At 40.5% G+C, this 12996-nt stretch carries 14 protein-coding genes; 11 read left to right on the top strand and 3 right to left on the bottom strand.

Features of this window, described 5'->3' with window-relative positions; genetic code table 11:
• Positions 1-30: 30 nt before the first annotated feature.
• Positions 31-411: a hypothetical protein gene (locus AC3KVK_RS01340; protein WP_490311225.1), complete on the bottom strand. Its 381-nt coding sequence runs from the start codon at positions 409-411 to the stop codon at positions 31-33.
• A gap of 162 nt (positions 412-573) precedes the next feature.
• On the opposite strand from AC3KVK_RS01340, the gene AC3KVK_RS01345 reads away from it, so the two are divergent.
• From AC3KVK_RS01345 to AC3KVK_RS01360, 4 genes are all read left to right on the top strand, one after another.
• Positions 574-1302, top strand: a complete 729-nt coding sequence (locus AC3KVK_RS01345; RefSeq protein WP_490311224.1) for a hypothetical protein — start codon at positions 574-576, stop codon at positions 1300-1302.
• A 284-nt stretch (positions 1303-1586) separates the two neighbouring features.
• Positions 1587-2210 carry a chemotaxis protein gene (locus AC3KVK_RS01350; RefSeq protein WP_490311223.1) on the top strand — a complete coding sequence of 208 codons (624 nt, stop codon included), beginning with the start codon at positions 1587-1589 and terminating at the stop codon, positions 2208-2210.
• The gene (locus AC3KVK_RS01355; protein ID WP_490311222.1) at positions 2207-2938 is read left to right on the top strand and encodes an oxygen-binding di-iron domain-containing protein; all 732 of its coding nucleotides are present in this window, start codon (positions 2207-2209) and stop codon (positions 2936-2938) included. The genes AC3KVK_RS01350 and AC3KVK_RS01355 overlap by 4 nt, the downstream gene beginning before the upstream one ends.
• An 82-nt stretch (positions 2939-3020) precedes the next feature.
• On the top strand, positions 3021-3368 hold the full coding sequence (locus tag AC3KVK_RS01360) for a hypothetical protein (RefSeq protein ID WP_490311221.1): 348 nt from the start codon (positions 3021-3023) through the stop codon (positions 3366-3368).
• Between the two features lie 201 nt (positions 3369-3569).
• On the opposite strand, the gene AC3KVK_RS01365 is transcribed toward AC3KVK_RS01360, so the two are convergent.
• The gene (locus AC3KVK_RS01365) at positions 3570-4163 is read right to left on the bottom strand and encodes a hypothetical protein (RefSeq protein WP_490311220.1); all 594 of its coding nucleotides are present in this window, start codon (positions 4161-4163) and stop codon (positions 3570-3572) included.
• A gap of 272 nt (positions 4164-4435) precedes the next feature.
• On the opposite strand from AC3KVK_RS01365, the gene AC3KVK_RS01370 reads away from it, so the two are divergent.
• The 6 genes from AC3KVK_RS01370 (at position 4436) to AC3KVK_RS01395 (ending at position 11516) form a co-directional block, all read left to right on the top strand.
• Positions 4436-6295 (top strand): methyl-accepting chemotaxis protein, encoded by a 1860-nt coding sequence (locus AC3KVK_RS01370; RefSeq protein WP_490311219.1) that lies wholly within the window; start codon positions 4436-4438, stop codon positions 6293-6295.
• A gap of 257 nt (positions 6296-6552) precedes the next feature.
• Positions 6553-7341, top strand: a complete 789-nt coding sequence (locus AC3KVK_RS01375; protein WP_490311218.1) for a VOC family protein — start codon at positions 6553-6555, stop codon at positions 7339-7341.
• 81 nt (positions 7342-7422) lie between these two features.
• Positions 7423-8088 carry an SDR family oxidoreductase gene (locus AC3KVK_RS01380; RefSeq protein ID WP_490311217.1) on the top strand — a complete coding sequence of 222 codons (666 nt, stop codon included), beginning with the start codon at positions 7423-7425 and terminating at the stop codon, positions 8086-8088.
• A gap of 82 nt (positions 8089-8170) precedes the next feature.
• Complete coding sequence (locus tag AC3KVK_RS01385; protein ID WP_490311216.1) at positions 8171-8536, top strand: hypothetical protein; 366 nt, start codon at positions 8171-8173, stop codon at positions 8534-8536.
• A gap of 2 nt (positions 8537-8538) precedes the next feature.
• The gene (locus AC3KVK_RS01390; RefSeq protein WP_490311215.1) at positions 8539-10869 is read left to right on the top strand and encodes a fatty acid cis/trans isomerase; all 2331 of its coding nucleotides are present in this window, start codon (positions 8539-8541) and stop codon (positions 10867-10869) included.
• A gap of 152 nt (positions 10870-11021) precedes the next feature.
• Positions 11022-11516, top strand: a complete 495-nt coding sequence (locus AC3KVK_RS01395) for a hypothetical protein (RefSeq protein ID WP_490311214.1) — start codon at positions 11022-11024, stop codon at positions 11514-11516.
• Between the two features lie 74 nt (positions 11517-11590).
• On the opposite strand, the gene AC3KVK_RS01400 is transcribed toward AC3KVK_RS01395, so the two are convergent.
• Entirely contained in the window at positions 11591-12229 is a 639-nt protein-coding gene (locus AC3KVK_RS01400) for a peroxiredoxin-like family protein (RefSeq protein WP_490311213.1), read from the bottom strand.
• A gap of 113 nt (positions 12230-12342) precedes the next feature.
• Between AC3KVK_RS01400 and AC3KVK_RS01405 the strand changes: the two genes are divergently transcribed.
• On the top strand, positions 12343-12963 hold the full coding sequence (locus AC3KVK_RS01405; protein ID WP_490311212.1) for a dUTP diphosphatase: 621 nt from the start codon (positions 12343-12345) through the stop codon (positions 12961-12963).
• The last annotated feature ends 33 nt before the right edge of the window (positions 12964-12996 follow it).

A 12996-nucleotide genomic window follows, 5' to 3' on the forward strand; every position in this document is an offset into this window, starting at 1 on the left:
GTAAATAAAGAGCTTTTTTATGTGAGGAGATCAGTGAGACACTGGGTAAATGGTAATTTCCATTCCAGCACCAATCGCTGAAATTCGCAGTAATGTGTTATCACTTAAGGCTTGATTAAAGCATTTAGGTGTTGTACCAGATTCGAATCCAACATCAAACGTGCGTTTAGAACAAGTTAGCCATTGCTTTAATGCAGCGCGAGAACAAGATTCGATCAGCTCGCATAAGTGATTGATGGTTTTATCAGGAGTGCTATTAGCTAGCTTGGCTTCAATACGTGCAACTTGCTGATATTCATCATTATGATAGTGCAGGATAACAGCGTGCTTTTTTAAGTCATTAACTAAGACACTAATATCGTGTTTTGATTCAAGCTCGAGATCGACATTTAAAAATTGAATTTCTGACATGTTGGCCGTTATTAGTGAAAATAGATGATAAGTGATAAGCAGTTACTCTAACTCAAGTTGAGCTTAACCTCTAGTGTTGAAGCTTTTTTGTTAATAATTTCGCTGTTTAATCAGTGTCTATGGTAGCCTCTAAAATAGAAAAATAAGACATGAACAAATGATATGAATAAACGTCTGTTTAAACGTGCGCGCACATTACATAAATGGTTAGGTTACTTATTGGCTTTGCAAATTTTGCTTTGGTTATTGGGTGGATTGGTGATGAGTGCCATTCCATTAGAAATGGTGCACGGCAAGCATTTAGCTCAGCGTGAGTTGCCGAACCCGTTTACAGCTGAACATTACCAAGCTTCCCTTGATAACATTATTGCCAATGTCGCAGATGTGCGCACGATCTCTTATGATGCCTTGTTATCAAAACCGATTTATAAAATTGACACCGTTCACGAACAATTGATTTTTAATGCTGTGACAGGCGCTCAGTTACCTGCGCCTTCAAAGCTAGAAATAGAACAATTAGCCGTACAGCATTATTTGGGGAGTGGGAAAGTACAATGGGTTCACCTACTCGATATTGGCCCCAGAGAAGTTGGCATGCGCAAAGGGGTGTGGCAAGTTGTATTTGATGATGCAGTGACCACAACGCTTTATTTTCAACAGCATAACGGACAGATGATAACGGTCCGCAGTACGATTTGGCGTATCTTTGACTTCTTCTGGATGTTACACATTATGGATTATGAAGATAGAGAAGACTTCAACAACCCTCTGCTGATTAGTTTTTCTGCGGTGGCGGTCTTATTTTGCTTAAGCGGCATCATCATGTTGTTTCAAGGGGGCGCAAGCAAGCGCGCACGATTGCTTGCGCGATATAGAAAAATCAAACTTTAACTTTGAATATTCTCAAAGGTGAGGAGTATGAGGTTAATTAAATTTACAGGTTGGGTAGGGTTATTAGCACGCAATATTAATTGTGCAACAGTTATCTTAATCCAAGAGCAAACTCGTTAACTGAACTGAGTTCAGCGTTATCTTTTGTTGCTCAGCAAGGTAGCGCTGACCAACAACAGGTTGATGGGTAAATAAATGAGAAAATAACTATGATGGAGATTTTTAAGCAAAATATAAAAAGTTTTCTATGCTTAAGCTAAGTTAAAATTTTTATAGTAAAAACAATGCCTATAAAAGCTCAGCAAAATCCAGAAATCAACTGTTTTGTCATTGTGGCGACCGTCGTTGCGCAGCTCGATGTTATTTTAGTTGAAGCTAAAAACTTGTCGTTGACGGCAAAAAATGCACGAGTTGTCGCGATTCGAGCGGGTCAATCGGCGCTAGGTTTCAAATCTATCACAAATTTTATCGATGAGTTTTCAGCCCGAACCATTAAAACAACACAAGATATTCATAACCATTCACACTTATTATTTAAATTAGCATTAGAGCAATTGCGTGCTTCACAATTTAAAACTCATATGGGTCGAGCACATGCATTGACCGATGGCAAAAATGCAAAAATTAAACAAATAAATCACTTAGCAAATAGTCAGTTACGAGAATGCTGGTCTCATTTAGGCAGCGAGATGCAGTCATTAACATCACAGTTCGAGGAGATTCGTCAGCAAATGCGGGCCGCAGAATATATTGCCGTGACATCTCGAGTTGAAGCGTCCCAAGCGGGTGAATACTGCGATAGTTTAGAATCGGTCTCTGACTATATTGCATCAGCGGCACTTAGAATAAAAACTGCGATTACAATTAACTTAAATACCCTCTCACAATTACAGCGGATCATTAAATGAAATCAAGTGTTCTCTATCAAGGTAAGCACCATAAATGGATTGTTTTTGCTCGAGATCCGGCGAAGCCTGAAAAAATTATCGATACTAATCAATACCTCATTGTTAATGATAAAGAATCTATTTTATTAGATCCGGGTGGAATTGAGTTGTTTTCACCTATGTTAGCTGGGGTATTAAGCCAAATAGAACTAGATAAATTGACGACCTTATTTGCTTCTCATCAAGACCCAGACATTATTTCATCGTTAGGGTTATGGGATAAAACAATCCCTAATGCCAAACTTTATGCTCCTTGGTTGTGGGAGGAGTTTATTCGGCATTTTGGCATGGAAAACATTAAGTTTATGCCGATTAAAGATGAAGGGGGAGACTTGATGTTGGGAAGCACGAACTTAAAGTTTATCCCTGCACATTATTTGCATTCATCGGGCAATTTCAACGTGTATGATCCAGAAGCAAAAATCTTAATGAGCGGTGATTTAGGGGCTGCACTTGAACCTGCCGAAGCACCGATGTTTGTTGAAGATTTTGCAAAACATATTCCAAAAATGGAATATTTCCATAAACGATGGATGCCCTCAAATCGTGCTAAAATGAATTGGATTGCACGAGTTCGAGAGCTCGATATTGAAATGATGGCGCCTCAACATGGTCGAATTTTTAAGGGGGACAGTGTTGGCGAGTTTTTAGCTTGGTTTGAAAAGTTGGATGTCGGTTCGGCTATTTAATCTTGCATTTAGTGGGTTCTTTTAGCATTGTGCCACTTTTATCAGATGATAAAGTGGCATTTTTAATTTAGGTGGGTCATTAATGTTATCAAAAATACTCGGAATATTGTTATTAGTGAGTGTTACAAGTCAGGCAGAACAGCAGACTACAACTGAGCGGTTGTATGATTTTGATCATAAAGTTCACTTCTCACTCACTACTTATTCTGAGAGAGAGTTTTTGCTTGAGATAGACGCAGATACTTACACTCATTTTGCTAATCAAAGTGTTTTTTTGTTACGCCAAGCAGCGATTTTATGCCAAGGTTTGCCATTTGCACTCAAAGTGATGTCAGGCGTGCAAGAGTATCGCGCCATCCCAGTAGAGCCGAGAGCGTATCAAGGCCCCTTAACTGTTCAACTGCGTTGTGAATTGAAGGTGGGTAATTAATTTCAAGATTGGAAAATAAATCCATCTCAGACAGCTATTTTCAATATTTACAACGTTGGGTTAATGTGCAATCCAGCGCATGGCGAGTAATTTGCCTTGTCACCCTTGAAAACCTCTGACTAGAGATGAAGATATTTGCTCGTTATTTTTTATTCAATAAATTAGTCAATCCCTTATCCAAAACCGCGGTTAATGAGTGAGTTAGTCTTTGTAACCCCATGGCGCTGCTGGAGCCTCTATCGCTAGAGTTAGATCAAAGTCTACTCTGAATTCGCGCCCTTCACGTGTTAGGCGGTAGGTAAATTGTTCAGGATAAATATACATGTGCCAGGTATTACCCGTCGATTGAGGGATACCCGATGCTACAAACAGCTCTTTTGAATATTGGTCTGCAGGGAATGATTGTGCTTGAGGCCAGCCAGAATTTACGGTGTGCCCACCATACATGGTTGATTTATCATCTTCCCCATTTTTCATGCGATGATCATGCTTAAGAGAAAGCCCTGAACCTGTTTTGGTAATAATCCACGTACGTGACGCGTTTTCTCCAACGTGAAATGGAATGTGTAATTGTGAATCGGTGCAGCGTCTGACATGCATCACTAATTTTTTCTCACTAAAAGCGCTATCTGCACTATTTCCTTCGGTGACTTTTCCGACAAAAGCTTTACCACACAGCGCGTGTATTTGCTCAAAGAATTGATCTTGAGCAGGAATAGACACGAGCGGTGCTTGCGCAAATGCGCTTTGTGCCCAAAGTAGACAGCCAGTCGTGGTGAGGATCGATATTTTCATAATGTACTCTATCTAATAAGGTAAAACACTAGCTTAATTTGTTTTCTTGACAGCGCAAGCCATCTTCGGTGAATCACTGTTGTGATAGAGTACAAAGTGTACATTTTTTGTTAAATAAATGATATTTAAATGATTTATTAATCAATGTAAGGAAATATTACTTCAGTTTTTCAGAGAGCTACCGATAATAAGGTTAGTTGTTATGTTGTGCATAACTGCCTGTTAAGGATCTAGTCACCGCAATGGGATCTGCAATCAACGAGAGTGTCTCTATGTTCAAAACGTTAACTATAAAAAGAAAACTTCAGCTATTAGCTTTAATGGCGATGACGTCGCTTTTATGTTTGTCATTGCTTAACTTTTATATTGCCAACAAAAAACAAGTGATTGCCGATGCAAAAGACCAATTATCTCTGATCGAAAGTGCAGTAACAGACACTTTAAGAATTGAGGTGGCATTTTTGGCGAAACCCGAGCCTAAGCACTTGTCTCAAATGGAAGAGGTTGTGAAGCATGCATTAAAAACCAATGCTAATTTGCAGCAAATTATTAATCAGTTGGATTATCATTCAGTAAAATTTAACGCAATATCACAAGCATTTAATGACCTGCTAAGTAATTTTGAGCAAATGACTCATACCATGGAAAAATATGGATATGATCAAAATCAAGGGTTGCGAGGAGAACTAAGGAGTAAGGTTCATGAGTTGGAAGCGTTAGCAAAACAAAATCAAGATGATAAAGCGCTGGTTCTCTTATTGCAGATCCGTCGTAGCGAAAAAGATTTCATTATTCGTGGGCAAAGTAAGTACTTAGATAGAGTGGCCAGTGGTGTAAAAGAACTCAAAATGTACATGGAACAATCAGGGCATCGTAACCTTAAGGCGATTGACCAGTATTTAACCGCATTTATGAAAGCGAGTGAACAATATAATTTGCTTGGTTACAAAAGTACTGATTCAGGCTTGAAAAACGAGTTAGATACAATACAGCATCGCCTTGATGAAACAGTCGAAGCGCTTGTGTCGGAACTGCATCAAGTGCAGATAGCAGAATATAATGCAGCACAAACTTTGCAATGGTCTTTCAGTATTCTTATGGCGACTATTTTATTGACGTTATTGTTGCTCGTGATTCGGTCTATTACTAGCAGTATTGATGGTGCGATTTCTGATATTGCTAAAGTCACCCAGTCTGGAGATTTACGTTTAACTATCACCCAGCATAGTCAAGATGAAGTTGGGCAATTAGCCAGTTCCGTCAATGAGTTATTAGGCAAATTTTTATCTGTGATTCGATCTATTCATAGCGCTGTGGATATTGTTAATTCTGAGTCAACTCGCGTGGCGATGAGTGTTGAACAAAGTGGTCAGCAATTAGTGCAACAAAAAATGGAAGTCGAAACCGTGGCCAGCGCTGTAACTGAAATGGGAGCCGTAGCACACGATATTGCTATTAATGCAGAGCAAACAGCCAAGCGTGTGGATGCCGTATCAACGAATGCTCAAAATGGTCAAGTTCAGTTACAGTCAACAATATCCGCAATGACTGAGCTTAGTTCTCAACTGGTTGAGTCAGCCAAGCAAGTGTATTTATTGCAGGATAAAAGCAATGCTATCAATGCGGTATTGACTGTGATTAAAGGTATTGCAGAGCAAACAAATTTACTCGCGCTGAATGCCGCAATTGAGGCTGCTAGAGCGGGTGAACAAGGGCGCGGTTTTGCTGTTGTAGCAGATGAAGTGCGATCACTGGCAGTGAAAACTCAAGAGTCGACAGCAGAAATTACAGATATCATCAATGAGCTGCAAGCCAGTACATCAAATATCGTCGGTAGTATCGATCAGTGCAAACAGCAAGGATTATTAACTGCTGAGCAAACGGAATTAGCTGGTGCCGCTTTTGCTGATATTATTGCTGATATTCAAGAGGTTTCTGAAATGACCTCAACAATTGCGGTGGCGGTTGAGCAGCAATCAACAGTGGCTCAAGAAATTAATCTCAATATCGTACGCATTAGTGATTATGCCGATGAGCTGGCTAATAACTCCCAACAAAACGCCCATGCTTCATCGCAAGTTTCTGAGCAAGCACACCAATTAGATGAGGCAACCAGTTGGTTTAAAAGCTAATAGTTTAAGGTTGGTTTTTCAATTGTTGGAAAGCGGTTTTCTTGAGCGTCTTTCTCTCATGGTGGGTCGATATCTGCTTGGGTTACTAGGCCACACATTGAGCGCCGCGATGAAAGTACATCTAAGAGAACAAAAGTAGAGCTTCAAAAATCAACAAACCTTAGATACAAATAAAGTATTAAATCGCCACCCTTAGGTGGCGTTTCTGTTTAAAGTCTTATATTTTAAACTGATAAGTGAATAACATTGGAATGAATATGGCTGATTTATCTTCGCATCAAGCAGGTACGTTTTGTTGGGCAGAACTGTGTACACATGATTGGCAACAAGGGAAAGCATTTTATACCGCCTTATTTGGCTGGGGGGTTGATGATCAGCCTATAGGTCCAGATATGTATTATACGATGCTGCAAAAGGAAGGTGCAGACATTGCTGCAATGTATCAAATGGAAGCGGCTAGAATTGATCTTGATGTTCCAAGTCATTGGCTCAATTATATTGCGGTCGATGATGTTGAAACTGTGGCTGATAAAGCGCAAAAACTAGGGGCTAAATTAATTCATGGACCGCATGCGGTTGGAGAGGCCGGTAAAATGGCCTTATTTGAAGAGCCCCATGGTGCAGTTTTTGCTATTTGGCAAGGTATGGATCATCCTGGTGCTCGCAAGCTAAATGAGCCCGGCACCATGTGCTGGAATGAGTTAGCGACAAAAAATGCAGTACAAAGCCGTGAGTTTTATTGTCAACTATTCGATTGGCAATCGGTGATTGAAGATATGGAAGGTATGAAATATACCTTGTTTCAAGTTGCGGGTAATCCAGTGGCAGGCATGATGGAAATGAATGAAGAGTGGGGTGATATCCCATCGCATTGGATGACTTATTTTGCTGTCGATAATTGTGACGCAATGGCCGATCAAGCGACAAAATTAGGCGGTATCGTGTGTGTTCCTCCGACGACTGTCAAGAATGTCGGCCGCTTTAGCGTGATTACCGATCCGCAAGGAGCCGTATTTTCGATCATTGAAATAGAGGCGCCTCAATAACTTGTATTGGCGTAATTTGCCCTCATGATAAAAGGTGTAACTTAGTTACACCTTTTTTTATTTCGTTAATAAGGATTTGATATGTCTGCACATGTAGTGATCACTGGAGCAAACCGTGGGATTGGATTGAGCTTTTGTCAGCATTATTTGGCTAAGGGATATGAGGTGACTGCGGTGGTACGTGAGGCCTCTGCAGAGCTCAAAGCGCTGGCTGTTAATGTGATTGAAGGCGTGGATGTTAGTGTCACAGAAGACATAGCATTATTAGCGCAGCAGTTAAGCGGACGCAGTATTGATATTTTAATTAATAACGCAGGTATTTTTCACAATGAGACCCTCGCAGATATTAGTTTTGATTCAATAGAAAAACAAATTGCAATTAATAGCTTAGGACCTATTCGTGTCACCGCAGCCTTGCAAAGTAATTTAGCAAATGGTGCGAAAGTGGCGATGATTACCAGCCGCATGGGTTCAATAACAGATAATTCATCTGGTGGGTACATAGGCTATAGAATGTCAAAAGCCGCTTTAAACGCAGCGAGTGTTAGCCTCGCGCATGAACTCAAACCGCGCGGCATTGCGGTCGCTATTTTGCATCCAGGTTTTGTACAAACACAAATGGTTGGTTTTGCTGGCGATATTTCCCCTCAGGAAGCGGCGAGTCGATTAATTACACGTATTGATGAGCTAACACTAGACAATACCGGGACTTTTTGGCATTCAAATGGTGAAATATTGCCTTGGTAACCAGTGAGTAACTCGATTGCCTACTGTCGCACACGAGTATTTGCTATGATCCGATTAATTTTGGCTTAATCGGATCTTTTTTATGGAACTTGTTGTTGGAAATGTACTGCGATTACCTCTATTTATTTTAAATGACGGGTTGGCAGAGCGGGATATAGAGCAACCAGACTTATTTATTAATATCACACTTAATCAAGATTTGATTGATGAATTATGCGTTAATCCTGATGTTGATAATAACACTTGCTTGTACCTTGAGTCTTATCAACTTGAATCTATTAACATTGATTTTCAATCAATTACACAAGCCTCACATGCAGCGCAATTACAAATCAGTCACGGTCCACTAGTTGCAGCAATGCTAACAACTGAGGATGAACATGTATTCGTTTCGCCTCATATGGACTTCATACCGACGTTTGATTTAGGTTTGGAAGACGAGGAATAACCATGTTTAATCGTTTCGCGTTAGTGTGTTTGATCATCACCATGACAGGGTGTGCGCTGTATGGTGTCACGCAATTTGACACCTTGTACGGTGAACCCGCACCAAAATTAAGAATGACGACGTTACATGACCGTGAAGCGATCCATTACCTCGACACTGTTAAACCTATCATTGAAAGTCGCTGTGTTGTATGTCACGGATGTTACGATGCCCCGTGCCAGCTGAAATTATCTTCTCCAGAAGGTATCGACCGCGGTATCACGGAGGAATTGGTTTACGATGGTGCAAGGTTACTTGCAGCAACGCCGCAACGATTATTCCTTGATGCTCAAACCACTGAACAATGGCGATCCAGAGGATTTAAACCTGTATTAAATGAGCACATGCAAAGCCCTGAAGCAAATTTAGCGGCAAGTGTGATGCATCAGTCACTGGTATTGAAACAGGCTCACCCTCTACCTGAAAAAGCGGTATTAGGTGATGAATTTGATTTTTCATTAGATCGGAATCAAAGCTGTCCTTCAGCGGAACATTACCAGCAGTTTGCTCAAGATAACCCATTAGCAGGAATGCCTTATGGTTTTCCAGGTCTATCCAGTCAAGAGTTGACGACCTTACAAGCTTGGCTGGCGGGTGGAGCCAAAATGGCGCAAATTAATGAGCCAAGTGCGCAAGAAGTGGAGCAAGTTGCGCGTTGGGAAGCATTTTTAAATCAAACACCTAATAAACATCAATTGATGGCTCGGTATATTTATGAGCATTGGTTTTTGGCGCATATCTATTTTGACTCTCAGCCTAATCGGAACTTTTTCAAATTAGTTCGCTCAAAAACACCGCCAGGACAGGCTATCGAACAAATTAACACTTTGCGCCCGATTGATGATCCTAACGTGCCACAGGTTTACTATCGTCTTCGCCACGATAAAAGTACGGTGTTGGCAAAAACTCATTTACCACTTGCGTTAAACGATAGTAAGTTAGCACGTATTTACCAACAATTTCTTGCACCAGACTATGAGGTCGCTTCGTTACCAAGCTATCGACCTGAAATTAGTGCGAACCCTTTCAAGGCATTTGAAGCAATTCCGACATCAGCTAAATACCAATTTATGCTCGACGAAGCTCAACTTATTATTATGGGCTTTATCAAAGGGCCTGTGTGCCGAGGGCAGGTCGCACTAAATGTAATTAATGACCATTTTTGGGTGTTTTTTATCGACCCTGATAAAAATAGTAAAGCGGACATTGGTCAATTTTTAGCTCAAAATCAAGATGTACTAACGTTGCCCGCTCAAGATCAAAGTGCGGCACTCCCAGTGGCTTCTTGGTTTAAGTATGCCAAAGCGCAACTAAAGTATTTCTCAGCCAAAATGGATTTGATGAATCAGGTTTTTGTCGATCCAAGTAAACTAAATTTAAATTTAATTTGGCAAGGAGAAGGGCGCAACCAGAATGCAGCGCTGACAATTTTTCGTCACTTTGATAGCGCAACGGTGACTAAAGGTCTTGTTGGTCAGCCTCCTAAGACTGCTTGGGTGATTGATTACGCCTTATTTGAACGAATTCACTATTTGCTGGTGGCGGGGTTTGATGTGTACGGTAATGTTGGCCACCAATTGAATACGCGCTTGTATATGGATTTTTTACGCATTGAAGGTGAGCAAAACTTTTTAGCGTTACTTCCTGCGAATAGTCGTGAACGCATTCATCAGCATTGGTATCGTAACTCGGCCCTTAATTTTAATGAATACATGCAAGATAAAAATCGATTCATTCAAGAGTCCGGAGTGGTTTACAAAACGGATAATCCTCAGGCCGAATTATATGCAAAATTAAAGAAGCATCTTGCGCCTGTATTATCTCAAGCCCACCAATTTGTTCAGGATGATTTTAGGCAGCTTAAAGAGCTTGAGCAGAGCTCGGGCCTCAGCATTACCAATTTACCGCAAGTGTCATTTATATTGATACCTGAAAATGAGACTCATCGTGCTTATTCCATTATTAAAAATAACGCGCACTTTAATATTACGAGCTTATTAAATGAAGAATCGCAACGGGCTTATTCAGAAGATACGTTAACGATTGCGCGTGGCTTCATCGGGGATTACCCTGCTGTTATTTGGTATGTTAGCCCAAATGAAGTAGGCGATTTCGTTACCCAGCTGAAGAATATAAAAACATTGGCTGACTATCAGGTACTCAAATCACGCTTTGCGATTCGACGTACAGATCCTGAGTTTTGGAAATATAGTGACTTATTACATGATGTTGCAAAACAATACACAGGTGATGCGTTTGGCTTGTTTGATTACAATCGCTTTGAGAACCGCTAACGGTTGCAAAAGAATGTTCCGATAGCGAGTGCTTATAGTTGTTGCAGGCATAAAATTGCGGTAGCATTTGTAAAATAAATGTCAATTTATCATCTTCAACATGACGTTGATTGACGATGAAAATGTTGCCAAAAACATTGTTGAGAATAAAAATGAAATATCTAATTGCGTTATTGTTGCTATTACCAACAATGAGCTTTGCTCAAAAACAATTAAATAAATGCGTGAGTCCAACTGGGGAGATCCGCTACACCACTCGCAGTTGTAGTGCTGGAGAGCGTCAGATGGAAGTGGATCAACAGCAATCGCTTATGCAGTTCGCTCAAAGAGCAAAATCAGTCGTAGAAGAAGTCAAAGAGCCAATAGATAATCGTGATTTAACTTTCTTTTTGACCCAAAACTTTCCAGAAGCAGATTGGCCTGAAAATGTTGAACGTAGCTTTTTGGAAGGGGATGAAGCCGTCGTGGTTATGGATAGTTTTCGTTTGCATAAATTAGAAGCGGTGTGCGAGGCGACAATGCATTGGATTCACGATTACCCCCATCCATTATTTGATCTTAAAGCGATGCGAATTGAATTTAATACTGGAGAAACATTTGCGGCTCGTTATGTCATTGTGGATGAGTGCGATTTTGAGCTCAGGTAAGCACATTGCTATTCTTTAGACAAAAAAGCACACGAACTCGTGTGCTTTTTTATTATTAATTTTTTCGATAAGACTTATTTTGAAGTCTTTGTATCCTTTATCATTTGCTCGGCGGCACTAAGCAAAACAGCATTACTTAAGCGGACTTTGTAATTAGGGTTGGTGTATTGGAAGTGCACCATGCCTTGTGTATCGATTAGAAAAACGGCCGGTACAGGCAGAGCAACTTGGGGTTTTCCTTCAAGTCCAACGAAATTCACCCCGAGTTTATCGCGGTAAATTTGTGCCGTCTTATCATCTAAATAAAAAGCCAACCCAAGTTTTTGGCTAAAACTTAAGTCAATATCAGAAAGTAAGCGATAGCCATTATCTAGTTTACTGGTTTGTAAAACGGACGGTTGCTCAGGTGAAACCGCTATGATTTGCAACCCTAACGCCTCAAGCTTCGCTGTAATTTGTCCCAGCCCCATTAATTGACGGCTACAAAATGGACACCAGCCACCCCGATACACAACCAGCACAGTCGGTTTATCTGCAAATAATGTATCAGTGGTCACCTTATTTCCCTGTTTGTCTAATAGTGTACTGTTTGGGACTGTTAAACCAGGTAGGAGGGGGCTCACTGACTCAGCAGTGGATTTAATATTAAATGCGTCTGCAGCGAGTGTGATTGAACTGGTAAAGAGTAAAGCAAGTAAGTAAAAGTATTTCATAAATAATCTTAATAGTGAGTGTGGAGAATTAGAACTGAGTTTTGGTAAAAAAATTTCACGTGCCCTGAGTTTCGAGTATGATGAGCTTTTCAGATTCAAAATAGAGAATAGCGATGTCTGCAGATATTTCAAAATTAGCGACCATGCTTGAAATGCAAAATGCGATGAACACTAAGATTCATCCGCAGTGGTTCGAGCAGGGCTTTGAGTGGTATCGAGCAATTTGGGTTGAATGTGCCGAAATGCTTGATCACTATGGTTGGAAATGGTGGAAAAAACAAACACCCGATACCGAACAAGTGATCTTAGAATTAGTTGATATTTTCCATTTTGGTATTGCAATGCGTATTGATGGCCAAACAAGTTACCAAGCGCTAGCTGAGCAATTATTTACTGATATCTCAAAACCTGTGGTCGCCGAAGACTTCAAACAAACCCTTGAGCTATTAGCAGGTGCTGCAGTGATGGAAAAGCGTTTTGATGCCGCTGCGTTTGCAGGCTGTATGCAACAAATCGGCATGAGTTTAGATGATTTATATCGTGGTTATGTTGGTAAAAATACGCTTAATTTCTTCCGTCAAGATCATGGCTACAAAGATGGGAGTTACATTAAGATATGGAATGGTCAAGAAGACAATGAGCACCTTGTAGAAGTGGTTAAATCTCTTGATACTGCTCACCCTGACTTTGCTAAGCAAGTTTATCAAGGTTTAGAAGCGCGTTACCCTGCTTAATTTTTATCGGGTTTGTGATAAGAAAAAAGGCTC

This window comes from Pseudoalteromonas sp. J2K-J979 (assembly GCF_058169715.2).